This is a genomic window from Streptomyces sp. NPDC017991 (assembly GCF_044328075.1).
Taxonomy (GTDB): domain Bacteria; phylum Actinomycetota; class Actinomycetes; order Streptomycetales; family Streptomycetaceae; genus Streptomyces.
In genome coordinates this window covers 284,394-309,628 of record NZ_JBIRGP010000006.1, presented here as the reverse complement: position 1 = coordinate 309,628, position 25,235 = coordinate 284,394, and the positions used below count along the sequence as shown (strand labels likewise).

The following is a 25,235-nucleotide window of genomic DNA, read 5'->3' as shown; positions in this document are numbered from 1 at the left end:
CCGGGCGTCCGGCGATGGTACGCAGGGTGCCGCTAGCGGCGTTCCGAGGGCTGCCAGGCCGTCGTCCCGAGGACGTTCTCCGGACCGATGTCGAGCGGGTACGGCGGCCGTACGGTCACGGTGTCGTCGCCCTCCTTCGGGGCGACGCGCAGGTACACGCCGCTCGTGTTGTTCATCCGCCAGTACAGGGCCGCGTGTGCGGACTCGCCGGGGGCGAGCGTCAGCGGCCGGGGGCCGGGGTCCTCCGGAGCCATGGACACCTGGTCCGTGCCCTCGACGGTCCGCACGCCCGGGAACGGTTCACCTGATCCGTCCAGGACGGTGACGGCCGGATAGCCGTTCAACTTGCGTGGGCTGTCACCGCAGTTGGTGACGTCGAGGCCCATCGCGCGCAGCCCCATCGCCGCGTCGCCCTGATCGGCCGCGAAGCGCAGGCCGGACGTGGGGCAGCCCTCCGCCTGCTGACCGGGGACGGCCGGGGAGGGCTCGGGGGCCACGGGCGTGGGCGTGGGCGGCACCACCGCCAGGGACGGCGACGGCGTGGGTGTGCGTTCGGGGTTTTTCTCCCGGTCCAGTTCGGCGGAGAGCCCGCACCCGCTCGCCCCGAGCACCGGCGTCAGTACCAACAGACAGACGAGGGCGGCTCTGCGGAACGGCCTCGGACGTATCGCGATCACCCGCCGATCATCACACGAGCCCCCGACGGAAGCCCTCACTCCGCCCGTCCACGCGCCCTCCCGTGCCCTCCTCGTGTCGTCACTCCGCCCGTCCGCGTGCCGTGACCAGCCCCGACTCGTACGCGAACACCACCAGTTGGGCGCGGTCCCGGGCGCCGAGCTTGGTCATCGCGCGGCTGATGTGGGTCTTGGCGGTGAAGGGGCTGATGACCATGTGGGCGGCGATCTCCTCGTTGGTGAGGCCGCGGGCGGCGAGCCCGGTGACCTCGCGCTCCCGGCGGGTCAGGCACTCCAGACCGGGTGCCTTCGCCCGGTCCGGCGGCCGGGACACGAACTCCCCGATCAGCGTGCGGGTGACGGACGGCGACAGCAGCGCCTCGCCGCGCGTGACGACCTCGATGGCCTGGAGCAAGTCCGCGGGCTCGGTGTCCTTGAGCAGGAATCCGCTGGCCCCGGCCCGCAGAGCCTCGAAGACGTACTCGTCGAGGCCGTAGTTGGTCAGCATCACCACGCGGACGCCGGACAGCATCGGGTCGGCGGCGATGCGGCGGGTCGCCTCGATGCCCGTCATCACCGGCATCTGCACGTCGACGAGGGCGATGTCCGGCACCTGCGCACGCACCAGCGCCACACCCTGCTCGCCGTCGGGGGCCTCGCCGACCACCTCGATGCCCTCCTCGGCGTCCAGGAGGGCCCGGAACCCGGCCCGCATCAGGGCCTGGTCGTCGATGAGCGCGACCCGGATCACGCGTGCTCCAGAGGCAGACCGGCCCGTACCGAGAAGCCGCCTTCTTCGCGCGGGGCGGCGCGCAGGGTGCCGCCGAGCGCCGTGACCCGTTCGCGCATACCGGTGAGCCCGATGCCCTCGGCGGGCGGGCAGGACTGTTTGGCGGTTCCGTCGTCCTCGACGCGTATCGTCAACTCCCCTTCTCCGTAGTCGAGTCGGACGGCGACCCTGGCCTGGCCTGCGTGTCGGGCGGCGTTGGTGAGGGCTTCCTGGACGATGCGGTACGCGGCACGGTCCACGGTCGCCGCCAGCGGGCGCTCGCGGCCCGTCACGGTCAGGTCGACGGCGAGGCCCGCCGCGCGAGCCCGCTCCACGAGCAGCGCCGGCGTGCCGGTCGGCTCATCGGTGCGCAGGACGTCCAGCGTGGCGCGCAGTTCGCGCATGGCCTCCCCGCCGGCCTCCTGGATGGCGAGCAGGGCCGGGGGTATCTCCTCGCCACGCTTGCGTGCGAGATGGACGGCGACACCCGCCTGGAGCTTGACGATGGAGATGCTGTGGGTCAGGGAGTCGTGCAACTCCCTCGCTATCCGCAGGCGTTCCTCCCCGGCGCGGCGCAGGGCCGCCTCCTCGCGGGTGCGCTCGGCCTCCAGTGCGCGCTGTTCGGTCTGGCGCAGATACGCCTGCCAGTTGCGGCCCGCGAGGCCGCTGACCACGGCGCAGAGGAACCAGCCCGCGAGGAGGGCGGTTCGTTCGACGGTGCTCTGCGACACCGGACCCGCCGCGAGATACGCGCCGAGGAACACAGCGCCCGCGACCGCGCCCACGGCCCGGTGTCCCGCCTGCGCCGCGGTGTGCACGGCGGCCACCACGGGCAGGGCGGCGACCGGCCCCGGCTGGGCGTGCAGCGCGTGGGCGCTCAGGGCGGCCGTGGTGACGCCGAGCACCACCTGGGGTGCCTTCCGGTACGCGACCAGCGCGAGCGAGCCGGCCACGATCAGCGCGTGGTCGAGCACGGTGGTGTCCTGGTCGAGGGCCGCCGCGAACATGGTGATCGCGCCGATCACGACGGCGAGTGCCACGTCGGCGAGCCGCTTGAGGATGACCTGGTCCGCGCTCATGTCCGTACCGTAGACCGCCGGACGGACAGTGGCGTCAGCCCTGTGGACAACTCCCGCGCTACTCCCCGCGCAGTAGTGGGAGGTGCCGGGCGGTCGGGTCGGCGCACCGCCAACTGCCTCCGGCCGTACGACGCGTGGGGGCATCCCGGCGAGCCAGGGTTCTCCCCATGACCACAGCCTTCCTGACCGCGCCGTTCACGACCGCGCCCTTCCGCCACACCGAGCCCCTGCCGCCCAGGTCCGCCACCGGCCGCACCGCGCAGGTGTACCGGCAGCTCGCGGAGGACTTCGGCATCGAGAACGCCTCCACCTTCGTCGTCCTGTCCTCCTCGCCCGAACTGATGGCCGCCGCCTGGGCGCTGATGCGGGAGTCGCTGCTCGCGGGCGAGGGCAGCCGCACCGGCAAGGAACTGGCCGCCTTCGGGGTGTCCCGGGCCAACAAGTGCCCGTTCTGCGTGGACGCGCACACCCTCCTGCTGCACGCCACCGGTGACCACGCCCTGGCGGAGCGCCTGGCCCGCGGCAGGGCCCCGGAGAAGGAGGTCCAGGCCCGTATGGTCGCCTGGGGCGAGGCGACCCGCGTCCCGGGCAGCCCGGAACTCACCCCGCTGCCCTTCTTCGTCCGGCACACCGCCGCGTACGTGGGAACCGCCCTGTCCTTCCACTTCGTCAACCGGATCGTCTCGGCCCTGCTGACCGAGAACCTGCTGCCGGGCAACGTGCAGCGGTTCAGGGCGGTCCGCAGCCTCGTCGGCCGTTCCGTGGCGAAGACCGTGCGCCGGCGCCTCGTACCGGGCACGAGCCTCGCCCTCCTCGACGGCGACGCGGGCCCCGGCCCGGCCTGGGCGGCCGGAACGACGGTCGGCCCGGCGTACGCGGCACTGCGGGTCGCGGCCATGGCGGGCTCCGCGCTGCTGACCGAGGCCGACCAGAACCTCGTACGGGACACGGTCGCGCTCTGGGACGGCACGCATCAGCCGGTGGTCTGGGACGCTCTGCCCGGCCGCGCGGACCGGCCCGGGGCGCGGCTGGCGCTGCTGGCCGCACTCGCTCCGTACCGGATCACCGACGAGGACGTGGCCGCCTGGAAGAAGCCGCCGTACACGGACCACTGCCTGGTCGAGCTGATCGCGTACGGGGCGTTCACCGCCGTGGACCGTATCGAGCGCGCGCTGCCCCTCGACGCCACGGTAAGTACTGTCACCGCGCGGGCACGGTCGGGCACGGAGCGAGTTCGCACTTCCGCCCCACAGCCCCGCGTGTGAGACTGGCGTCCCGTCCGCCGTGCGGACCCCTCCGCACCGTCCCCCACGAAATGTGCGCCGTGCGATCTCTTCCTCTCGCTCTCACCGCGCGTCTGGCGCCGGTCGTCGTGCTCGCCACGGCGGGCTGGGCACTGTCGTCCGGGCCACTCGCCGCGACTCCGGCGACGGAGAAGAAGGCTGCCCCCGACGGCGAGAGATCTCCGTCGGCGCCCGCGACCGCCGCGGCCACCCGCACCTACCGCGACTCTCCCGCGCCCTGCGAGGGCGTCACGAAGAAGACGGTGACCGCGCTGGTGCCCGGCGCCAAGACGGCCGGCAAGGAGATCCCCTCGACCGACGAGTCGCTGCGCCGCACCTGTTCCTGGAACGCGCTCAAGTCGTTCGACTACCGCTGGCTGGACATCTCGTACGAGATCAAGAAATCGGACGAGACCGCCCTCGCCGCGTACAAGCAGCGCACCACGGAGAAGAGCGGCGGCGGTGAGGTCCCCGGGGTCGGCGACGAGGCCTACTCGGTGGTGAACCTCACCACCGACAAGAAGCAGCAGACCCGTGAGGGCATGGTGATCGTCCGCGCGTCCAACGCCCTGGTGGTCGTCACGTACAACGGCAGTGACTTCGAGACCAAGAAGGCACCCGGTACGGACGAGATCAACAAGGGCGCCATCAAGGCCGCCAAGGAGGGGATGGCCGCGCTGGAGGCCGCACAGTAGCGGCGGCTCCCGGCGCGGCCAGCCCGCCGTCAGGCGACTTCGCGTGCGGACTCCCGTTCGGCCCGTGCCACGGGTGCCATCAGGATCACGTACAGGATGAGCGACGAGGCGACGCCGACCGCCCATCCGTAGTCCGCGAGCGGCTTGAGGAGCGGGATGAGTCCGTCGACGGGGAACGGGCCGAGCTTCGCGCCCTCGGCGTCGACGTTAGAGTACGAACCGCCGACGGCCAGGACTCCCCCGACCACGAAGGCCAGCACCGCCCGCCAGTTCCAGCCGTTCGTGTACCAGTAGCGTCCGCCGGGCGTGTAGAGGTCCGCGAGGTGCAGGACCGTACGGCGGACGATCCAGTAGTCGGCGATCAGGATGCCGGCGACCGTGCCGAGCAGCCCGCCGACCACACCGAGCCAGGTGAAGATGTAGAACTCCGGGGTGGAGATCAGTTTCCAGGGGAAGATCAGGATGCCGACGACACCCGTGATCAGCGCTCCCGTACGGAAGTTGATGAACTTGGGCGCCAGGTTGGACAGGTCGTACGCCGGTGAGACCACGTTCGCCGCGATGTTCACGGAGATCGTCGCGATCAGCACGATGAAGAGCGCGAAGAGCAGACCGAAGGCGCTGTCCGTCTTGGCAGCCAGGGCCACCGGGTCCCAGATGGCCTCTCCGTAGACGGCCTCCGAGCCGGAGGTGACCAGCACGGCGAGGATCGCGAAGAGTGTCATCGTCGTCGGCAGCCCCAGACTCTGCCCCCAGGTCTGCGCCTTCTGGCTGGCGCCGAAACGGGTGAAGTCGGGGATGTTGAGGGACAGCGTCGCCCAGAACCCGATCATGCCCATGAGGGCCGGGAAGAAGACCGTCCAGAAGTCGGGGCCCCAGCCGAGCTTCGAGGGCTGGTCGAGCAGCGCGCCGAAGCCGTCGGCCTTGACGGCGATCCAGATCAACAGCACGAACGCGCCGACGATCACGACGGGCGCGGCCCAGTTCTCGAAGCGCCGCAGGAAGTCCATACCGCGGTAGATGATCGCGATCTGCACGGCCCAGAAGAGCAGGAAGCACAGCCACAGCGGCCAGGGGTTGCCCGCGATCTGCCCCGCCTTCTCCCACTCGCCGCCGGTCAGCTTGGAGCCGAGGGCGAAGATGCCGCTGCCGCCGATCCAGGTCTGGATGCCGAACCAGCCGCAGGCCACGGCCGCCCGGATCAGCGCCGGGATGTTGGCCCCGCGCAGCCCGAAGGAGGCCCGGGCCAGCACGGGGAAGGGGATGCCGTACTTGGGTCCGGCGTGCCCGGTGGCCAGCATCGGCAGCAGCACGATGACGTTGGCCAGCGCGATCGTGAGGACGGCCTGCTTCCAGTCCATCCCGAGGGCGACCAGACCGGAGGCCAGGGTCCAACTGGGAATGCAGTGCGCCATGGAGATCCACAGCGCCGCGAAGTTGTACGTCGTCCACTTGCGCTCGGCGACCGGGACGGGACGCAGGTCCTCGTTGGCGAAGGGGCTGTCGGCGGGAAAGGCCCCGGGGCTGAGTTCGATCCGCCCCTCGGTGTCGGCGGACTGGGATATCGGTGGCCCCGTGGGGACGGTTTCGGTCATGAGCAGGCCAATCAATGAGGTGGGACGGGAAAGGCCGTGCGGGGGGAAAGTGGTGGGGCACCCGTCAACCGTTGACGGCGGGAGAGTCGTCGACCGTCGACGGCGGGAGGGGGATCAATCGTTGACGGTGGGGGTTGACCGTCAACGGTTGACCGCGGGGATGACCGTCGATCCGTACGCTTCGATGACCTCCTCCTGCGCGTCGTGCATGTCGTACAGGGCGAACTGGTCGACGCCCAGCTCCCGCAGGGCGTTCAGCTTCTCGATGTGCTGTCCGGCCGTACCGATCAGACAGAACCGGTCGACGATCTCGTCCGGCACGAACCGGGTGTCGGGGTTTCCGCTGCGCCCGTGGTGGGAGTAGTCGTAGCCCTCGCGGGACTTGATGTAGTCGGTGAGTTCGTCGGGCACGGCGCCGGAGTGCTCGCCGTACTTGGAGACGAGGTCGGCGACATGGTTGCCGACCATGCCGCCGAACCAGCGGCACTGCTCCCGCGCGTGGGCGAGCGCCTCGGGCGAGTCGTCCTCGGTGACATAGGCGGGGGCCGCCACACAGATCTTGACGTCGGCCGGGTCACGTCCGGCCTCGGCCGCCGCGGTCTTCACCGCCTTGATCATGTACTCGGCGAGATACAGGTCGGCGAGCTGGAGGATGAAACCGTCCGCCTCCTCGCCGGTCATCTTCAGGGCCTTGGGCCCGTACGCGGCCATCCAGACCGGGAGTTCGGCGCCCGGTTCGACCCACGGGAACTTGATCACCGTGCCGCCGAGATCGGCCTCGTCGCCGCGGCCCAGCGCCCGGATGACCTTCATGGCCTCGCTGATCCGCGCGAGGGTGTTGGGTTTGCGGCCGGCCACCCGCATCGCCGAGTCACCGCGGCCGATGCCGCAGACCGTGCGGTTGCCGAACATGTCGTTGAGCGTGGCGAAGGTCGAGGCGGTGACCTCCCAGGTGCGGGTGCCCGGGTTCGTCACCATCGGGCCGACCTTGAGCTTCGTGGTGTGGGACAGGATCTGGCTGTAGATCACGAACGGCTCCTGCCAGAGCACGGCGGAGTCGAAGGTCCAGCCGTACGTGAAGCCGTTGCGCTCGGCCCGCTTCATCAGGCTGATGACGCGGGAGGCAGGTGGGTCGGTCTGCAGGACGAGTCCGAAGTCCATGGCGCCACTCCTGGTCGCTCGGAGAAGGATCAGAGAAGGTACTGACAGGTGGAGCGGGGGGTGTACATGCCGTGCCCGGCGCGGCCGGTGAACTCCCGCTCGGTGATGACCGTTTCGCCGCGCGACAGGACCGTCTCGACCCGGCCGGTGGTGCGCCTGCCCTCGTACGCCGAGTAGTCGACGTTCATGTGGTGGGTCTCGGCGGACATGATCTGCTCGGCGTGCGGGTCGTAGACGACGACGTCCGCGTCGGCGCCCGGCGCGATCGTCCCCTTCTTCGGGTACAGGCCGAACATCCGGGCCGGGGTCGCGCAGGCGATCTCGATCCAGCGACGCCGGGAGATGTGTCCGTCGACCACGGCCTGGTGCAGCAGGTCCATCCGGTTCTCGACGCCCGGCAGACCGTTGGGGATCTTCGAGAAGTCGCCCCGGCCCAGCTCCTTCTGGCCCACGAAGCAGAAGGGGCAGTGGTCGGTGGAGACGACCTGGAGATCATTGGTGCGCAGGCCACGCCACAGGGCGGCCTGGTGCTCCCTGGGCCGCAGCGGGGTCGAGCAGACGTACTTCGCGCCCTCGAAGTCGGGCTCCGCGAGGTTGTCGGTCGACAGGAACAGGTACTGCGGGCAGGTCTCGCCGAAGACGTTCAGGCCCTCGTCGCGGGCCCGGGCCAGTTCGGCGACCGCCTCCGTCGCCGAGACGTGCACGACGTACAGCGGTGCCCCCGCCACCTGGGCGAGCTTGATGGCGCGGTGGGTGGCCTCGGCCTCCAGGAGGGCCTTGCGGACCTCACCGTGATAGCGGGGGTCGGTCTCGCCCCGGGCGAGCGCCTGCTCCACCAGCACGTCGATCGCGATGCCGTTCTCGGCGTGCATCATGATGAGGCCGCCGTTCTCGGCGGAGCGCTGCATGGCGCGCAGGATCTGGCCGTCGTCGCTGTAGAAGACGCCGGGGTAGGCCATGAACTGCTTGAAGGAGGTGACGCCCTCCTCGACCAGCAGGTCCATCTCCTTGAGGGTGTCCTGGTTGACGTCGGAGACGATCATGTGGAAGCCGTAGTCGATGGCGCACCTGCCGTCGGCCTTGGCGTTCCAGGCGTCCAGGCCCTCGCGCAGGGAGCGGCCGACGCTCTGGACCGCGAAGTCGATGATCGTGGTCGTGCCGCCCCAGGCGGCGGCACGGGTGCCGGTCTCGAAGGTGTCGGAGGCGAAGGTGCCGCCGAAGGGCAGCTCCATGTGGGTGTGGGCGTCGACTCCGCCCGGGATCACGTACTTGCCGGTGGCGTCGATGGTCCGCTCGGCGGTCCATGCCTCGGCGGCGGGGGTGCCGGTCGCTGCGATCGCGGCGATCCGGGTGTCCTCGATGAGGACGTCCGCGTGCAGTTCGTCCGATGCGGTGATCACCAGACCACCGCGGATGACGGTACGCGTGCTCATGTGTTCCTCTCCTGTCATAGACACCCCGGACGAGGGCAGTGGTCACGTGCGGGTGCGTCGTGGCTGGTCGCGCAGTTCCCCGCGCCCCTTCGGGCCCGTCAGGGAGCCGTCAGCGGGCCGTACGCGTCCGGGCGGCGGTCCCGGTAGAACTGCCAGCGGTCCCGGACCGTGCGGAGTTTTTCCATGTCGAGGTCGCGGACGACGAGTTCGGGCTCCTTGTCGCTCGCCACCTCGCCGACGAACTGGGCTTCCGGGTCGACGAAGTACGAGGTGCCGTAGAAGTCGTTGGAGCCGAGTTCCTCCACGCCCACGCGGTTGATGGCGCCCACGAAGTACTCGTTGGCGACGGCCGCGGCCGGCTGCTCCAACTGCCAGAGGTAGGCGGAAAGGCCGCGTGAGGTGGCCGACGGGTTGAAGACGATCTCGGCCCCGGCCAGTCCGAGGGCACGCCAGCCCTCCGGGAAGTGCCGGTCGTAGCAGATGTAGACGCCGACCTTGCCGACGGCGGTGTCGAAGACCGGCCAACCGCTGTTGCCGGGACGGAAGTAGAACTTCTCCCAGAAACCCTCCACCTGCGGGATGTGGTGCTTGCGGTACTTGCCGAGATACGAGCCGTCGGCGTCGATCACGGCCGAGGTGTTGTAGAGGACGCCGGGCTGCTCCTCCTCGTACATCGGCAGGACGAGGACGATGCCCGACTCCGCGGCCAGGGACTGGAATCGGCGGACGATGGGGCCTTCGGGGATCTGCTCGGCGTACTCGTAGAACGCCTTGTCCTGGACCTGGCAGAAGTACGGCCCGTAGAACAGCTCCTGGAAGCACAGGACTTGGGCGCCCTGCGCGGCGGCGTCGCGGACCGCCTGCTCGTGGACCTGGATCATCGATTCCTTGTCGCCCGTCCATGCGGTCTGGAAGACGGCGGCGCGGATCACTCTGCTCATCGGGACCTCCGGTCGCTGGGTGTGCTGGGGCGGGCGTCGGAAGTGCCGCCGTCCGCCCCAGGAGCCTAGGAAGCCGTGGGGATGACGTTGAGGTGCAGCGTGTCACGTCTGCGGGCGTGTGGCGTTCCACGGTGTCACCCTTGCCAAGGCCCATGTTTCACCACCGTTTTCCCAGGTCGTTCCATGTTTCAGCGTTGTTGCGCGTCGTGCGCGAGGAGGGCGATGTGGATGGAGGCGGCTTGTTCGAAGTCGTCGAGGTCGACCCCCAGCCGCGCCTCTATGGACTCCAGCCGGCGGTACAGCGCGGGCCGCGAGACATGGTGGAGCTGTGCGGTACGCGACTTGTTGCGGCCGGTGGCCAGGTACGTCCGCAGCACCGGCAGCAGCTCCGCCTCCGTGTCGGCGCCGCACAGCAGCCCGTCCAACTCCCGTTCCGCGAAGGACTGGACGTGCGGGTCGTCACGCAGCAGCCGGACCAGTCCGCGCAGGTGTACGTCCCTCAGCCGCACCACGAGCGGCAGGTCCAGGTCGGCCGGGCTCTCGGCCACCGAGTCGGCCACGTGCCGGGCCTCGCGCAGCCCCGCGGGCACATCGTCCCAGCCGGTCCGCGCGTCCGCGGCGGCGACGACGGCCGCGGACTCCTGTTCCCGCGGAAGGTCACCACCCGGTTCCGTACGCAGCCGGGCGGCGAAGTGTGCGGCGAGGGCTTCGGCGTCCTGGTCCCTGGCGAGGCTCAGCAGGACGGCGGTGACCCCGTCCGCCAGCTCGGCGACGAGTCCGGGAAGTCCCAACAGCCGCAGTACGCGCGTCAGTTGTGCGGCACCCACGCCTCGTACGGCCAGGGGTACGAACGTCCGGCGGTTGACCGGCAGGCCGGCCGCGCGGGCCCGGGGCAGCAGTTGCCGGGCCGGTACCGCTCCGGAGACGAGGTCGGTGAGCAGGCTCTGCGCGGACTGCTCCTCCCAGGAGTGCGCGGCGCCGCCGAGCATGCGGTGCAGGACGAGCGCCTCGGCGGCGCGGTCGGCGAGGAGCCGGCCGGTGGCGGTGTCGCCGCGGTAGCCGCAGAGCACGATGCGTCCCCAGCGCTCGCCGCGTCCGCCCAGTTCGGCGCGGACCCAGCCGTCGCCCTCGCTGCCGCCCGCCTGTCGCGCAATGCGCTCCCAGTCGCGCAGCACGTCGTCGACCGCGGACCGCTCCCCCGCCGTGGCGAGGACCCGGTGGGCGAGGTTGGTGACGACCACCGGGCAGGCGCTGTGGCCCGCGATCTCGTCGAGCATCCGTTGCAGCGGGGCGCCCGTCGTGATGAGTCCGGTCAGCGCGGTGCGTACGGCCTCCGAGAGGCTGACGGCCGCGAACTTCCGCCGTACGAGCCTGGACTGAACCTCTTCGGTGAGTTCGGCGAAGGGGAACGGGCGGTGCAGGACCACCATCGGCAGCCCGCACCGCTCGGCGGCCCTGCGCATCACCTCGGGCGGCGCGGGAAAGGCCCGGCCGAGTCCGAGGACGACGGCCGAGGCCTCCGCGCGGTGCAGGGAGCGGATGTACTCGGCCTGCGCCTCCCGGTCGCCCGCGAGCAGCACGCCGGTGGTGAGGATCATCTCGCCGCCGCTGAGCATGACACCGACGTCGGCGGCCTCGGCGACATGCACCCAGCGCACGGGCCGGTCCAGCTGGCCCGCGCCCGCCACCACCTCGGGCTCCCCGGCGAGCACCCGCTCCAGGGCGAGGATCTGCCGGACCGACAGGGCGGGTTCCGAGGCGGTCGTCATCAGGGCGAACCTTCAATCTCGCGGTGCCGAACACTCCTCGGAGCGGACGCCGACCTAGGCCGGCCGACGCTGGTCTGGGCCGGTCGCGGCTGACAGCGGCTCAGAGCCGGCCGGCCCGCAGGGCGCGCTCCAGCATCGCGGCGCCCTCCTCGGCCTCCGCGACGGTGAGGGACAGGGGCGGGGCGATCCGCAGGACGCTGGTGCTGTGACCACCGCCCTTGCCGATCAGCAGGCCTTCCTCACGGGCCGCTTCGAGCACGGCGGCGGCCGCGTCCGGATCGGCCTCGTCGGTGCCGGGCTTCACCAGCTCGACGCCGATCATGAGCCCGCGGCCCCGGACCTCCCGTACGCCCGGGAGCTGCTCGGCGACGGCCCGCAGCCGCTCGATGAGCAGTCCGCCGACCCGGCGGGCGTTGCCCTGGAGGTCGTGCTCCAGGAGGTAGGTGAGGTTGGCGAGGCCCGCGGCCATGGTGACCTGGGTGCCGCCGAAGGTCGAGATGGAGTTGGAGTCGAGGCAGTTCATGATCTCGGCGCGGGCGACGACTCCGCCGATGGACATGCCGTTGCCGATGCCCTTGGCGAAGGTGAGGATGTCGGGCGGGCCGTGCTGCCCGTGGGCCTGCCAGCCCCAGAAGTTGTCGCCGGTCCGGCCCCAGCCGGTCTGCACCTCGTCGGCGATCCAAAGGATGCCGCGTTCGGCGAGGATCTCGCGGAACGCGGCATACAGGCCGTCCGGCGGTGAGGTGAAGCCGCCGACGCCCTGGACGGGTTCGGCGATGAGGGCCGCGGGGGCGCGTACGTGGCCGAGCAGGTCCTCCAGGTCGGCGACGCAGGCCGCGATGAAGGCCGCGTCGTCGAGATCGGCGTACGGGCCGCGGGTGCGGACGCCGCCGTGCACGTACAGCGTCTGGAGGGGTGACAGGCTGGTCGGTGACCAGCCCTTGTTGCCGGTGATGCCGACCGCGCTGAACGAACGTCCGTGGTAGCTGTTGCGCATCGCCAGGATCTGGTTGCTGCGGCGGTAGGCGGTGGCCAGGAGCAGCGCGGTGTCGTTGGCCTCGGTGCCCGAGGTCGTGAAGAAGACGCGCGCGTCCGGGATGCCGGACAGGTCGGCGATCCGCTCGGCCAGGTCGACCATCGGCCGGTTGAGGTAGAGCGTGGAGGAGTGGTTGATCCGCCCGGCCTGCTCACTGACGGCCTTCGTGACCTCGGGCAGGGCGTGCGCGGTCATCGTGGTGAGGATGCCGCCGAAGAAGTCGAGGTACTTGGTGCCCTCGGCGTCCCAGACGTGGCGGCCCTCGCCGTGGGTGAGCTCCAGCGGGTTCTGGTAGTAGAGGGCGAGCCAGTCCGGCGACACGGCCCGGTGACGGCCCAGCAGGTCCTCGGTCACGGCTGCACCAGTCCTTCGTACGCGTCGGGGCGGCGGTCCCGGTAGAACGCCCACTGCTGCCGGACCTCCTCGATCAGGTCGAGGTCGAGGTCGCGGACGACGAGTTCCTCGCTCTTGTCGCTCGCGGGCTCGCCGACGAACTGCCCGCGCGGGTCGACGAAGTACGAGGTCCCGTAGAAGTCGTTGTCCCCGTACTCCTCCTCGCCGACCCGGTTGATCGCGGCGATGAAGTACTCGTTGGCGACGGCGGCGGCCGGCTGCTCCAGCTGCCACAGGTGGGCGGACAGGCCCCGGGAGGTCGCCGACGGGTTGTAGACGAGCTGGGCGCCGTTCAGGCCTAGCTGACGCCAGCCCTCCGGGAAGTGGCGGTCGTAGCAGATGTAGACGCCGACCTTGCCGACCGCGGTGTCGAAGACGGGCCAGCCGAGGTTGCCCGGTTTGAAGTAGTACTTCTCCCAGAAGCCCTTGACCTGGGGAATGTGGTGCTTGCGGTACTTGCCGAGGTACGTGCCGTCGGCGTCGACGACCGCGGCGGTGTTGAAGTAGAAGCCGGACTGTTCGACCTCGAAGACCGGCACCACGACGACCATGCCGGTCTCGCGGGCGAGTTCCCGCATCCGGGTGACGGTCGGGCCGTCCGGTACGGGCTCCGCCCAGCGGTAGTGCTCGGGCTCCTGCACCTGGCAGAAGTAGGGGGCGTTGAAGACTTCCTGGAATCCGATGATCTTCGCACCCTGACGGGCCGCCTCACGGGCGTGCTCCTCGTGCTTGGCGACCATGGATGCGGTGTCGCCGGTCCAGGTGGCCTGGACCAGAGCGGCGCGTACGACGTTGGCCATGAGCTGCTCCTTCGACGTGACGTCAGAGAGCCTCTACGCCCGTAGACACCGGGCGTAGAGCCCTGAAAGTAAGCCTCGGCGCTGCCCTGGGCAAGACCATCGTCGTTAACCGGCGGAGTCGATCATGTTTCACACCCCTGTGGGTGAGCGGGACGGGGTCTCGCGCCTCAGGCCGTGTAGCCGGCCACGCGCAGGGCGTGGATCAGATCCCAGTAGCGCTGTTCCGAGACGTCGCGGGCCGCCTCCAGGAGAAGCGGGGCGAGGAACTGCGGGTCGGCGTCGATGCTGCGGGCGGCCTCCTCCGGGGTGCGGACGCGGACGTACGCGTCCAGCAGGGCGCGGACCTCGCGGTGCCGCCCCTCCCCGACGAGACCCAGGACCGCCTCGCCCACCTCCGGGGCGGGCCGCGCGACACCCTGCCGCAGCATCTGCCGGCCGTCCGCGGTGCGTCCGGCCGCCACCAGCGCGTCGGCCGCGGCGACCAGCCGGTCGGCGGGCAGCGAGACCGCCTCCCAGAGGAGGGAGGCCCAGTCGGCGTCGAGTCCGGCACGGTGCAGTTCGGCGGCGAGGAGCGGGAAACGGGCCGCGGGCCAGTGCGCGGCCTCGACCAGTACGGCGTGCGCCTCGCCGGTACGGCCTTCGCCCCGCAACCGGACGAGCGTCGCGACCGTCTCGACGGTGGTCCGCCGCGCCTCGTCGTCCAGGGGCTCGCGCCGCGGCGCCCCGTGCCCACCGCCCTCCTCCGTGCCTCCCGCGAACCGGGCACCCCGGGGGGCCTGGTCCGCGGGCTGCGGCACCGGGGTTACGGGGCTGCTCGCGCCGCGTTCCCGGCCCGTGCCTGAACCCGTACCCGTACCTGTACCAGCGCCTGTGCCTGTGTCCGCGTCCGTGTTCGCGTCGGTCACGCCGGCGAAGCGGGCGCCGCCCCGGGCGCCTCCTCTGATGCGCCGCTTGGAACGTTGCTTGGGCGCGGGGGATTCGGGAGAGACGGGGTGCTCGGCGGCTCCGACCATTTCTCCGGCTTCACGCGCTTCATGCGCTTCATGTGCTGCATACGCTTCGGTGGCTTCGGTGGCTTCGGGATGTGCCGCCCGGGCTCCCGGGGCGGAACCGGTGTGGGAGTCCTGGGCCGCCGCGTCCTGCCGTGCGGCCCGGTCCGCGGAGGCGTCGCGCCAGAGGTCGGGCCAGTCGTCCTCGTCCGGCGCCGAACGCTGCACGCCCAAGCGCGGGGCAGCTGTCTGGTCGGCCGTTCGGACGGGGGCGCGGCCGTCGTTCCCGCTCCGGGCGTGTCCGTCCGCCGTCCGCCGGTCCAGGTCGTCGACGCGGGCGCGGATCTCGGCGCAACGGGCGGTCGCGCGGTCGTGGTCGTCGCGGGCCCAGGCGAGATCGAGGCGCAGGGAGTCGCTCTCCTCCTGGGTGGTGGCCGCGGGCAGCGACCGCCCCAGCTCCGAGAGCCGTTCGGCGGCGTAACGCTGTTCGCGCAGCATCACGTCGAGCCGGTCGCCGAGAGCGTCACGACCGCCGGGCCGCGCGTCGTACGCGGCGAGGGAGGCGGCGTGCAGGGCTTTGGCCCGCCCGGTCTCCTGAGCCGCGACCCGGTCGCCGTACTCGGCGCCCAGATCCTGGAGGACGGCCTCCACGACGTCCCAGGGCGGCACTTCCCACCCGTCCAGGCAGGCCCGCATCCCTTCGGGGTCGCGCTGCCAGAACACACCGCACCAGCCGCCGCCCTGATCGAGCCGGGACAGCAGGCCGTTGAGGTACTGCGCGAACTCCCGTACTTGGTCCGGGAGTTGTTCCACTGTCATTGCGTTCACCCCACGCCGGACCGGAGTACTCCAATATGGCAGAAAACACCATTCGTGTTACGCAATCACTACGACGAGTTTTCGGCCTGGACGCAGAGTGCGGTCACCACCCCGGAACGTGAGGGGAGAACGCGGCGCGTCTCGGTCGCAGGTCCCTCATCGACGCGCCGCTCCATGCCCCTACCGCGCCGGCCGCACCACCATCGCCGAGCCGCCGCCCCTGCGTACGGTCTCCGCGGCTGCCAGCCACTTGCCGTTCGGGAGGCGTTGGACGCCCGTCGCCGCGCCGATCTCCGGGTTCTGCCGGAAGCCGTGGCCGATGCCCTCCAGCTGAGTCCTCAACGGGCTGTTCCACAGGCCCGGTTCGAGCTCGGTGGTCGTCTGGTTGCGCTGGCTGGCACGCGGGGCGGCGATCGCGTCGACGAGCGGCAGGCCCCGGTCGAGGAAGCCCGTCAGCGTCTGCAGCACGGTCGTGACGATGGTCGCGCCCCCGGGTGAGCCCAGCGCCACCACCGGCTCGCCGTGGCGGTCGAGCACGATCGTCGGCGAGATCGACGAGCGCGGACGCTTGCCGGGCCCGGGCAGGTTCGGGTCGTGCACGGCCGGGCTCGCCGGGGCGAAGGAGAAGTCGGTCAGCTCGTTGTTGAGGATGAACCCACGGTCCGGGACGGTGATCCCGCTGCCGCCGGTCTGCTCGATGGTGAGCGTGTAGGCGACGACGTTGCCCCACTTGTCGGCGGCCGTCAGATGGGTCGTGTTCTCACCCTCGTACGTCGTGGGCGCGGCCGTGCCCCCGGCCGCGCACGCCGCCGGGTCACGCGGGTCGCCCGGTGCCAGCGGACTGGTGAGCACCGCGTCGTCCTTGATCAGGCACTCGCGCGAGTCGGCGAACCTCTGCGACAGCAGCTCCTTCGTCGGTACGTCCTCGAAGGCCGGGTCGCCCACCCAGCGGCCCCGGTCCGCGAAGGCGATCCGGCTCGCCTCGATGTACCGGTGCAGGTACTGGATGTCGGAGGCCTTCGAAAGGTCGGTGTTCTCCAGGATGTTGAGGGCCTCGCCGACCGTGGTGCCACCGGAGGAGGAGGGCGCGATGGAGTAGACGCCCAGACCGCGGTACGAGGTCTTCGTGGGCGCCTGCCGCTTCGCCCGGTACTTGGCCAGGTCCCGCAACGACAGGTCTCCCGGGCGGGCGTTGTACCCCGAAGCCGGGTCCACCGGCGGCTCGTTGACCGTGTCGACGATGTCCTCGGCGAGCCTGCCGCGGTACAGGGCGCTGACGCCCTTGCGGCCCAACTCCTCGTACGTACGGGCCAGATCGGGGTTCTTGAACGTCGAGCCGACCACCGGCAGCGAGCCGTTCGGCAGGAACAGGTCGGCCGTGTCGGGGAAGTTCCTGAACCGCGCCTCGTTGGACTCGGTCTGCGAGCGGAACGTGGCGTCGACGGTGAACCCGTCCCGCGCCAGGCGCTCCGCGGGCTTCAGCAGCGGCCCGAGCCGCTTGCTGCCCCAACTGTCCAGCGCCGTCTGCCAGGTGGCCGGCGTACCGGGCGTGCCCACACCCAGGCCGCTGGTCACCGCGTCGGCGAACGGGATCGGCCGGCCGTCCTCCAGGAAGAGCCCCGAGTCGGCCGTCAGGGGTGCCGTCTCCCGCCCGTCGATCGTGTGCACCGTACGGGACCTGGCGTCGTAGTAGACGAAGTAGCCGCCTCCGCCGATGCCCGACGAGTACGGCTCCGTGACGCCGAGGGCCGCCGCCGTGGCGACGGCCGCGTCCACCGCGTTGCCGCCCTTGCGGAGGATCTCGACACCCGCGGCCGAGGCGTCCGCGTCGACGCTCGCGACGGCTCCGCCGTAGCCGACGGCGACCGGCACCTTCCCGGCCGGGCCGGAACCGTTCCCGGCCTTTCCCGAGGAGGGCGGCGCCGCCCCCACCGACACCACAGCGGCCGACACCGCCAGCACAGCAAGTCTCCGCGCGACCGAGCGCCCCATCCGTACCTCCAGTCAGCGATTCCCTGCGCAGCGTAACTTCCCCGGCACGGCCGCGTCAGGCGCCTCTCGAACACGGATGCGCTCGCCCGCTAACATGCGCGCCCATGAATGACGACGTGCGCAACATCGTCCTCGGCGTGATCGCGGCGGGCCTCAGCGCCTCGCTGGGCTGGCTCGCCCGGACCTACCTGTGGAAGCGCAGGCTCCGCCGCAAGCAGGCCTTCTTCGGGCTGCCCGACCACTCCGAGTCGCTGCTCGTGGTCAACCGCGACGCCGGCAGCCCCGATCTGGCCGTACACCGCTACGACGTGTTCGCGCTCCTGGAGCTGTCCGCGCTGATCAAGGACTGCAACGCGCACGCCGACGTGATCACCCAGGACGCGGCCCGGCAGGGCTTCGGCGAGCGCACGGAGTTCTGTGTCGGCGGTCCGGGGTCCAACCGCCGCATGGCCGCCCATATGCAGGCCATGCTGCCGGGTGTGCGCGTGAACGTGGATCCGGAACCGGGTCCGGACCGCCTGGCGTTCCAGATAGGCACCGATCGCCACCGTATGCAGCCCGGGGTGGCCGAGTACGTCCTGCTCGCGCGGCTCACCGCGGGGCAGCCGGGCCCCAGCAGGCCCGTGTTCCTCTTCTGCGGGCAGCGCGCGATCACCAACCAGGCGGCGACCCGCTATCTGGCCCGCAACCACGAGCGGCTGTACCGCAAGCACGGCGACAGTTCCTTCGCCCTCCTCCTGAAGGTCGTGAACTCCCAGGCGTACGGGCCGGATGTCGTCGAGCTGGTCGCCGACGTCACCCGCGCCGCGCAGACCCCCCTGCCCGAGGGGGCCACCCGGACCACCCATCGTGCCGGGCAGTAGGGCGGTGCCGAGGGGAGCACAACCCGACCGGCGCAGCTGACCTTCTTCTCACCAGCGGCCGACCCGCGTACGTGTCGGTCCCGCTGCGTGAGCAGTGATCCCCGGCTGCGGCCGGACGGGCCATTGCCCCTCGCTACCGCGTGCCCGGCAGCAGCGTCCCTGGGTCGGCCGAGGCGCCTTCGACAGCCTCTGTCACCGCGGGGATGAACGACAAAGCGTAGTCGAGACCGGGCGCGGCCCGTCCCCCGGCATGGCGGAAGCCCTCACCGGCACCGGCATCGGCACCGGGGCGCGGAAGCGACGCCGGTTCAGGACGTGCACGTGCCGCACGTGCCGTACGGGTCATGATCACGTCCCCCGCTCAGTGTGTGAGGATCTTGGAGAGAAAATCCTTGGCGCGATCGCTGCGTGGGTCGGTGAAGAACTCCTCGGGGGTGCGGTCCTCGACGATGCGGCCGTCGGCCATGAAGACGACCCGGTCGGCCGCCGAACGCGCGAAGCCCATCTCGTGGGTGACGACGACCATCGTCATACCGTCGCGCGCGAGCTGCTGCATGACCTCCAGAACCTCGTTGATCATCTCCGGGTCGAGCGCCGAGGTCGGCTCGTCGAACAGGAGCGCCTTGGGATCCATCGCGAGGGCGCGGGCGATGGCCACGCGTTGCTGCTGGCCGCCGGAGAGCTGCGCCGGGTACTTCGGCGCCTGCGAGGCGAGTCCCACCCGGTCGAGGAGCTCCAGCGAGCGCCGGTCGGCCTCGGCCTTCTTGCGGCCACGCACCTTCAGCTGCCCCAGGGAGACGTTCTGCAGGACCGTCTTGTGCGCGAAGAGGTTGAAGGACTGGAAAACCATCCCGATCTCGGCGCGGAGTCTCGCGAGTTCCCTGCCCTCCTCGGCCAGCGGCTGTCCGTCCAGCCTGATCTCACCCGACCCGATGGGCTCCAGCCGGTTGATCGCCCTGCAGAGGGTCGACTTGCCCGACCCCGACGGGCCGATGACCACGACCACCTCCCCCTTGCCGACGGTGAGATCGATGTCCTGCAGGACATGCAGCTCCCCGAAGTACTTGTTGACGTGTCGCAGCTCGATCAACGGATCGACGGCCATGCTCAGCCCTACCCACTCTCAGCAGTGTCGCGATTGCGGCAAACTATCCAGACAAGACTGGAGTTAATACACGACACGCACTTTTCGGGCATTAGCCGTATTTACGTCGCCGGTGCGGGCCAGGGCTTCACGCCTCCGCGACCTCGGCGTACAGCTGCGAGAGTTCGGGGACTCCACTGGACGCCCATTCATGACCTGATACGACCACGTCGATCTCCCGGCCCGACATCAGCCGCACCACCGGCTGACCGTTGGGCCACACCTCCCAGAGCGCGCCGGGCACCGTACGGACGATGACCGTGCCGAGGTAGAGGCCGGCGTCGTTGCCGAGCCAGGGCAGGCTCTCCTCGTCGTCGCGCCAGCGTGGCAGCAGCTGGTCGAGTGCCTCCAACGAGGCGACGGTGTCGTCCAGTTCGATCCCCGCCTGATGGGCCTGGGAGCGAAGCAGTTCACATTCGGAGAGTAGTTCGGCCACCCCCTCGTGGTCGCTCTCGCTGTCCGAGAAGACCGCTACCCCATGGGCGGGGCCCCGCTTCTTGCGCCAGTTGCCCAGGAAAGGGATGTTCATACACCCAGCCTTTCATCCGTATCGCCACCTGACCACAGGGCGCGCGGAACGCCTGTTCCCAGGGAGTTCGCACGCAGTTCGCCCCTGCCTCATTGACGGGACCCTGCCGTCTCCTTAGCTTCACGGGGCACCCCCGAACGGGAGGAGTCGGTGTGCGCCGACGAGTGTGGAGTACCGCCGTCGCTCTGACTCTGCTGTCAGCGCTCACGGCCACGGTTCCGGCGACGGCCGCGGTCCCTCCGGCGGACGCGGTTGCCGCGACGGCCGCGCCCCCGGCCGGGGAACGGCCGCTGTCCCTGGAGCGGCTCTTCGACAACACGGCCGTGAGCGACGACGCGCGCCCCGCCGGGGCGGACTTCGACGGCTCGGGCCGTTCCCTGTCGGCGCAGGACCTGACCGCCGCCGGCTGGACACCGGGACGCGCACCGACGGTCCAGGGCGCCCGGCTGACCTGGCCACGCCGGACACCGGGCGGGCCCGACAACGTACGCGCCGACGGCCAGTCCGTACGGGTACGCGGCCACGGTGACGCTCTCGCCTTCCTGGCGGCGGGCACGGGCGGCGGCGAGGAGAGCGGCACGGGCGTGGTGCGGTACCTCGACGGGTCCAGCTCCTCGTACCGGCTGAGCGCGCCGGACTGGCGCGGCGGCCCGCTCGCCACCAAGGCCGTGGCCCTCCCCCACATCAACACCCCCGGCGGACAACTCGCCGAGAAGGCACGGCTGTACGTGGTGACCGTGCCGCTCGCCCGAGGACGCGCGGTGGACTCCGTGGAACTGCCGGACAACGACGACCTGCATGTGTTCGCCCTGTCGGTACGCTCCGACAGCCCTGGCTGGACGGGCAGTTGGGCCGCGTCGACCTCCGGCCACCCGGCCGTCGGGCCGTGGACGGACCGGACACTGCGTCTGGTGGTGCACACCTCGGTGGGCGGGCCACGGGTACGGATCCGGCTCGACAACACGTTCGCGGGGGCGCCCGTACGGGTCGGGAGCGCGACGGTCGCGGTGCAGGCGTCCGGGGCGAGCCCGCGCGGCGCTCCCGTGCCGCTGTCCTTCGGGGGTTCCGGGGGCACCGGGATCCCCGCGGGGGCACAGGCGTTCAGCGATCCGCTGGGCTTCGACGTGCCCGCGGACAGCAATCTCCTGGTGAGCTTCCACCTGCCGGGAACGGTGGCGGCGGCGCCCGTGCACAGCCTGGCCGTCCAGCAGTCGTACGTCAGCGAGCCCGGCGACCACGCCGGCGACACCGCCCCGGACGCGTACACCTCGACGATCCTCAACTGGCCGCTGCTGACCGGTGTCGACGTGGGTGACGGGCCGGGCGGCGGGAAGAGCGGTGCGTCAGGCGGTGGGCCGGGTTCCGTCGTGGTGCTCGGGGACTCGATCACCGACGGCGAGAAGTCGACGCGGGACGCGAACCGGCGCTGGCCCGATCTGCTGGCCGACCGGCTCCGGGAACAGGGTGTGGTACCGCACTACGGGGTGCTCAACCAGGGGATCTCGGCGAATCGTGTGGTCACGGACCGGTATGCCGGTGACGGGGTCTCCACCGACACGGGTGGGGTGAGCGCGCTGCACCGTCTCGACCGGGATGTTCTCGCGCAGACGTCGGCGCGTACGGTCGTCGTCTTCCAGGGCATCAACGACGTCCGCTGGGGGGCGAGCGCCGAGCAGGTCGTGGACGGGCTGCGGGAGATCGCCGAGCGGGCGCACGGGCGGGGGCTGCGGGTGCTGGCCGCGACGATCGTGCCCTGCGCGGGGGAGGCGCGGTGCACCGCCGCTGTCGACGCCCAGCGGAGCGCGGTGAACCGGTGGATCCGGTCCGGCTCGTCCGACTCCGGGTTCGACGGTGTGCTCGACTTCGATGCGGTGTTGCGGGATCCGGGGGATCCCACGCGGATGTTGTCCGTCTACGACAGTGGGGATCATCTGCATCCTGGGGATGCGGGGCTTGCCGCGCTGGCCGAGTCCGTGGATCTGGGGTTGTTGTAGGCGGGGGTCCTTTGGGCCGGGGAGGTTGGGGGGCGCGGAGGTTGTGGGTCGGGTGCGGGCCGGACGTGGTTGGCCGCGCAGTTCCCCGCGCCCCTGAAGGGTGGGGGTGACCGGGGCGTTCCGTGCGGGTGGGTTGAGGCTGGACGGGCTATACGTCCAGGTCCACTACCACCGGGGCGTGGTCCGAGGCGCCCTTGCCCTTGCGTTCCTCTCGGTCCACGTACGAGTCGGTCACCGCCTTCGCGAAGGGGGCGTTGCCGTAGACCAGGTCGATGCGCATGCCCCGGTTCTTGGGGAAGCCGAGCTGGCGGTAGTCCCAGTACGTGAACGGGTGGTCGTACTTGAGGGGGCGCGGAACCACGTCGGAGAGCCCGGTCTCGCGCAGGGCGGTGAGCGCGGCGCGCTCGGGCTCCGTGACGTGGGTGGAGCCCTCGAAGACGGCCCGGTCGAAGACGTCGTCGTCCGTCGGAGCCACGTTGTAGTCGCCCATCACCGCGAACGGGCGGCTGCCGGCCGCGTCGCCCGCGACGGCCGCCTTCAGGGCCTCGAACCACTGCAGCTTGTACGCGTAGTGCGGGTGGTCCACCTCGCGGCCGTTCGGCACGTACACCGACCAGACGCGGACCGGGCCGCAGGTCGCGGAGACCGCGCGGGGCTCCTCGACACCCTCGTACCCGGGGTCGCCCGGCAGGCCCCGCACGACGTCCTCAAGGCCCACCCGGGACACCACCGCCACGCCGTTCCACCGTCCGGTCGCGTTCACCGCCGACTCGTAGCCCAGCTCGCGGAGCTCCTCGGTGGGGAACTGCTCGGCGGTGGTCTTCGTCTCCTGGACGCACAGCACGTCCGTGCCGCTGCTCTCCAGCCAGGCCAGCAGCCTGGGGAGACGGGCGGTGATCGAGTTCACGTTCCAGGTGGCGATACGCATGCCTCACAACCTACCGGGCGCCTCTGACAGTCGGAGGTCGGGCAGTCAGGGACCGGGCACTCAGAGGTCGGCGGTCTCGCCCGGGGCCAGCCGCAGGTGCTCGGAGCCGCCCAGGCTGCCGATCTGGCGGTCGTAGGCGGGGCGCGCGAGGTCCGTGAGCAGGGCGTCGTGGATGTCGTACGCGCGCTGCGGCTTGACCTCGCGGACGTAGTCGATGACCTCGGAGATCTTGCTCCAGGGTGCCTGGACGGGGAGCAGCAGCGTCTCGACCGGGTGGTCGGGGAGCGTGAGCGCGTCGCCCGGGTGGAAGATGCGCCCGCCGTCGACGAGGTAGCCGACGTTCGTGATGCGCGGGATGTCCGGGTGGATCACGGCGTGCAGCTCGCCGTGGACCTGTACGTCGAAGCCCGCGGCGGTGAACGTGTCGCCGTGGCCGACGGTGTGCACCCGGCCCGGGAACGCGGCCGAGAGCTGGTCGGCGACCGACTTCAGGGTCCAGATCTCCGCCTGGGGGTTGGCCTCAAGACCGGCCCGCAGGTGCCCTTCGCTGAAGTGGTCGGGGTGCTCGTGCGTGACGAGGATGGCGTCCGCGCCGACCGCGGCGTCCTCCTCGCTGAAGACACCGGGATCGATGACGAGCGCGCGGCCGTCCTTCTCCAGGCGGACGCAGGCGTGCGACTTCTTTGTGAACTTCATGCTCGTGGTGAACGTCATGCTTTCCATCCTGCCTCCGCCCGTCGGCACGGGCTCACCCGAGGGTGCCTCTTCCCCACTGCTCACTCCTGCGGTGTGGTCTCCTCGCGGATGACCTGCTGGGCCACCTTGAAGGCGCTGTTCGCGGCCGGTACGCCGCAGTAGACGGCCGCCTGGAGGAGTACTTCCTTGATCTCGACGGGGGTGAGCCCGTTGCGGAGGGCGGCCCGGGTGTGGAAGGCCAGCTCTTCGAGGTGGCCGCCGGCGACCAGGGCGGTGAGTGTGACACAGCTGCGCGAGCGCCGGTCGAGGCCCGGCCGGTCCCAGATCTCGCCCCACGCGTAGCGGGTGACGAACTCCTGGAAGTCCCCGGAGAACTCGTCGGCCTGGGCCAGCGCCCGGTCCACATGGGCGTCCCCGAGCACCTCACGGCGGACCTTGATGCCCGCGTCGTACGGATCGGACCTGCCCATCAGCGCCTCGGGCTGGGGGGCCGGGGCGATCTCGGCGACGGGTGACGCCTGCTGCGGCACGGAGAGGACGGGGCTCGCCTGCGGGACCACGACCGACATCTGCCCGGTGGACGAGTCGTAGGCGGGCTGCTGCCAGGCCGTGGAGAAGTGCCGCACGAGGAGGTCCGTGACCGCGGCGGGCTGCTCGACGGGGACCAGGTGGGAGGCGCCGGGCACGACCGCGAGGCGGGCGTCCGGTATTCCGGCGACCAGGGTGCGGGCCTCGGCGGGGCCGGTCACCTGGTCGTCCGAACCGACCAGGACGAGAGTGGGCACGCCGATGCGGCCGAGGTCCGCGCGGATGTCGAACGCGGCGAGCGCCTCGCAGGCGGCGATGTAGCAGCCCGGGTCGGTGGTACGCACCATCTGTACGGCCCACTCGGTGATCGCGGGCTGTGCCGCCGCGAACCCGGTCGTGAACCAGCGCTCGGGGGACGACCGCGCGATGGGGTCCAGGCCGTTCGACCGGACGATCACACCGCGCTGCCGGAACTCGTCGGCCGTGCCGAAGCGCGGGGAGGCCGCGATCAGCGTGAGCGAGGCGACGCGCTCCGGGCGGCGCAGGGCCAGCTCGGCCCCCACGGCTCCGCCGAGCGCGCAGCCCGCGTAGCCGAACCGCTGGACGCCGAGCCCGTCGAGGGTGGCGAGCAGCCGTTCGGCGAGCTCGGTGACCGAACCGGTCGGGTGCGCGGGCGCGCCGCCATGGCCGGGCAGGTCGAAGCGGAAGACCCGCCACTGCTTGGCCAGCTCCGGGACCTGCCGGTCCCACATGTGCCAGGTGGTACCGAGGGATGGTCCCAGGATCAGGACTGGGGCGTCCTCTGGCCCGTCAAAGCGGTATTGCAGCGTATTGATCATGGCTTCGGTCACGGGTTCACACCTTCATCTGTCACGATCTGTCACACACCCCCCGCGAGACCTCCCCATGCCTCCGCTGCTGGAAGCAGGTCCGCCACGTCTGGCTTCACGTACCACTTCTTGGTCGTCTTCACATTGGTGCGCCCGGCCCACAGCGCGCGTAGGTGATCCGGCACCCCCGTTGTTCGCCAAGTAGGTCAAGCACGACGCCCGAGCATCGTACAGACGAACCCTGCGAAGGCCGTTTTCGTCCATAATCCTGTAGACCCGCACCCGCCTTCACACC

The 25,235-nt window shown here is 70.9% G+C and carries 21 protein-coding genes; 4 read left to right on the top strand and 17 right to left on the bottom strand.

All coding sequences use genetic code 11. The features are described from left to right. Positions 1 to 32 precede the first annotated feature (32 nt). The 3 genes from ACH4DZ_RS20190 to ACH4DZ_RS20180 all read right to left on the bottom strand — a co-directional run bounded on the left by ACH4DZ_RS20190 (position 33) and on the right by ACH4DZ_RS20180 (position 2,522). Positions 33 to 677, bottom strand: a complete 645-nt coding sequence (locus ACH4DZ_RS20190) for a DUF4232 domain-containing protein (RefSeq protein ID WP_398288554.1) — start codon at positions 675 to 677, stop codon at positions 33 to 35. Positions 678 to 756: 79 nt separating this feature from the next. Continuing rightward, on the bottom strand, positions 757 to 1,425 hold the full coding sequence (locus ACH4DZ_RS20185; RefSeq protein WP_398288553.1) for a response regulator: 669 nt from the start codon (positions 1,423 to 1,425) through the stop codon (positions 757 to 759). After that, on the bottom strand, positions 1,422 to 2,522 hold the full coding sequence (locus ACH4DZ_RS20180) for a sensor histidine kinase (RefSeq protein ID WP_398288552.1): 1,101 nt from the start codon (positions 2,520 to 2,522) through the stop codon (positions 1,422 to 1,424). The genes ACH4DZ_RS20185 and ACH4DZ_RS20180 overlap by 4 nt, the downstream gene beginning before the upstream one ends. Before the next feature lie 167 nt (positions 2,523 to 2,689). On the opposite strand from ACH4DZ_RS20180, the gene ACH4DZ_RS20175 reads away from it, so the two are divergent. Further along, positions 2,690 to 3,787 carry a carboxymuconolactone decarboxylase family protein gene (locus ACH4DZ_RS20175; RefSeq protein WP_398288551.1) on the top strand — a complete coding sequence of 366 codons (1,098 nt, stop codon included), beginning with the start codon at positions 2,690 to 2,692 and terminating at the stop codon, positions 3,785 to 3,787. Positions 3,788 to 3,837: 50 nt separating this feature from the next. Beyond that, entirely contained in the window at positions 3,838 to 4,500 is a 663-nt protein-coding gene (locus tag ACH4DZ_RS20170; protein ID WP_398288550.1) for a hypothetical protein, read from the top strand. A gap of 29 nt (positions 4,501 to 4,529) precedes the next feature. Here ACH4DZ_RS20170 and ACH4DZ_RS20165 read toward each other — a convergent pair whose 3' ends face one another. From ACH4DZ_RS20165 to ggt, 9 genes are all read right to left on the bottom strand, one after another. Then, positions 4,530 to 6,095: an NCS1 family nucleobase:cation symporter-1 gene (locus ACH4DZ_RS20165; protein WP_398288549.1), complete on the bottom strand. Its 1,566-nt coding sequence runs from the start codon at positions 6,093 to 6,095 to the stop codon at positions 4,530 to 4,532. A 141-nt stretch (positions 6,096 to 6,236) separates the two neighbouring features. Then, complete coding sequence (locus ACH4DZ_RS20160; protein WP_398288548.1) at positions 6,237 to 7,256, bottom strand: TIGR03842 family LLM class F420-dependent oxidoreductase; 1,020 nt, start codon at positions 7,254 to 7,256, stop codon at positions 6,237 to 6,239. Positions 7,257 to 7,285: 29 nt separating this feature from the next. Then, a complete protein-coding gene (hydA, locus tag ACH4DZ_RS20155; protein ID WP_398288547.1) occupies positions 7,286 to 8,689 on the bottom strand; it encodes a dihydropyrimidinase in 1,404 nt (467 codons plus the stop codon). Positions 8,690 to 8,787: 98 nt separating this feature from the next. Beyond that, positions 8,788 to 9,630 (bottom strand): nitrilase-related carbon-nitrogen hydrolase, encoded by an 843-nt coding sequence (locus tag ACH4DZ_RS20150; RefSeq protein WP_385835844.1) that lies wholly within the window; start codon positions 9,628 to 9,630, stop codon positions 8,788 to 8,790. 188 nt (positions 9,631 to 9,818) lie between these two features. Then, positions 9,819 to 11,399 carry a PucR family transcriptional regulator gene (locus ACH4DZ_RS20145; protein WP_398288546.1) on the bottom strand — a complete coding sequence of 527 codons (1,581 nt, stop codon included), beginning with the start codon at positions 11,397 to 11,399 and terminating at the stop codon, positions 9,819 to 9,821. A gap of 100 nt (positions 11,400 to 11,499) precedes the next feature. Next, a complete protein-coding gene (locus tag ACH4DZ_RS20140; RefSeq protein ID WP_398288545.1) occupies positions 11,500 to 12,789 on the bottom strand; it encodes an aspartate aminotransferase family protein in 1,290 nt (429 codons plus the stop codon). Continuing rightward, positions 12,786 to 13,628: a nitrilase-related carbon-nitrogen hydrolase gene (locus ACH4DZ_RS20135; RefSeq protein WP_398288544.1), complete on the bottom strand. Its 843-nt coding sequence runs from the start codon at positions 13,626 to 13,628 to the stop codon at positions 12,786 to 12,788. The genes ACH4DZ_RS20140 and ACH4DZ_RS20135 overlap by 4 nt, the downstream gene beginning before the upstream one ends. A 167-nt stretch (positions 13,629 to 13,795) precedes the next feature. Further along, positions 13,796 to 15,436, bottom strand: coding sequence for a hypothetical protein (locus ACH4DZ_RS20130; RefSeq protein ID WP_398288543.1), 1,641 nt, complete (start codon positions 15,434 to 15,436; stop codon positions 13,796 to 13,798). 180 nt (positions 15,437 to 15,616) lie between these two features. Continuing rightward, complete coding sequence (ggt, locus tag ACH4DZ_RS20125; protein WP_398288542.1) at positions 15,617 to 17,428, bottom strand: gamma-glutamyltransferase; 1,812 nt, start codon at positions 17,426 to 17,428, stop codon at positions 15,617 to 15,619. A 104-nt stretch (positions 17,429 to 17,532) separates the two neighbouring features. Between ggt and ACH4DZ_RS20120 the strand changes: the two genes are divergently transcribed. Continuing rightward, the gene (locus tag ACH4DZ_RS20120; protein ID WP_398288541.1) at positions 17,533 to 18,291 is read left to right on the top strand and encodes a hypothetical protein; all 759 of its coding nucleotides are present in this window, start codon (positions 17,533 to 17,535) and stop codon (positions 18,289 to 18,291) included. A 361-nt stretch (positions 18,292 to 18,652) separates the two neighbouring features. Here the strand turns inward: ACH4DZ_RS20120 and ACH4DZ_RS20115 are convergent, their stop codons facing one another. Next, the gene (locus tag ACH4DZ_RS20115) at positions 18,653 to 19,396 is read right to left on the bottom strand and encodes an amino acid ABC transporter ATP-binding protein (protein ID WP_398288540.1); all 744 of its coding nucleotides are present in this window, start codon (positions 19,394 to 19,396) and stop codon (positions 18,653 to 18,655) included. 127 nt (positions 19,397 to 19,523) lie between these two features. Next, positions 19,524 to 19,964: a DUF6278 family protein gene (locus ACH4DZ_RS20110; RefSeq protein WP_398288539.1), complete on the bottom strand. Its 441-nt coding sequence runs from the start codon at positions 19,962 to 19,964 to the stop codon at positions 19,524 to 19,526. A 152-nt stretch (positions 19,965 to 20,116) separates the two neighbouring features. Here ACH4DZ_RS20110 and ACH4DZ_RS20105 point away from each other — a divergent pair, with 152 nt between their 5' ends. Further along, positions 20,117 to 21,958 (top strand): SGNH/GDSL hydrolase family protein, encoded by a 1,842-nt coding sequence (locus tag ACH4DZ_RS20105; protein WP_398288538.1) that lies wholly within the window; start codon positions 20,117 to 20,119, stop codon positions 21,956 to 21,958. A gap of 148 nt (positions 21,959 to 22,106) precedes the next feature. On the opposite strand, the gene ACH4DZ_RS20100 is transcribed toward ACH4DZ_RS20105, so the two are convergent. The 3 genes from ACH4DZ_RS20100 to pcaC all read right to left on the bottom strand — a co-directional run bounded on the left by ACH4DZ_RS20100 (position 22,107) and on the right by pcaC (position 24,949). Further along, positions 22,107 to 22,886 (bottom strand): exodeoxyribonuclease III, encoded by a 780-nt coding sequence (locus ACH4DZ_RS20100; protein ID WP_398288537.1) that lies wholly within the window; start codon positions 22,884 to 22,886, stop codon positions 22,107 to 22,109. A 60-nt stretch (positions 22,887 to 22,946) separates the two neighbouring features. Beyond that, the gene (locus ACH4DZ_RS20095) at positions 22,947 to 23,582 is read right to left on the bottom strand and encodes an MBL fold metallo-hydrolase (RefSeq protein WP_398288749.1); all 636 of its coding nucleotides are present in this window, start codon (positions 23,580 to 23,582) and stop codon (positions 22,947 to 22,949) included. An 80-nt stretch (positions 23,583 to 23,662) separates the two neighbouring features. After that, positions 23,663 to 24,949, bottom strand: coding sequence for a 4-carboxymuconolactone decarboxylase (gene pcaC / locus ACH4DZ_RS20090; protein WP_398288748.1), 1,287 nt, complete (start codon positions 24,947 to 24,949; stop codon positions 23,663 to 23,665). Positions 24,950 to 25,235 lie beyond the last annotated feature (286 nt).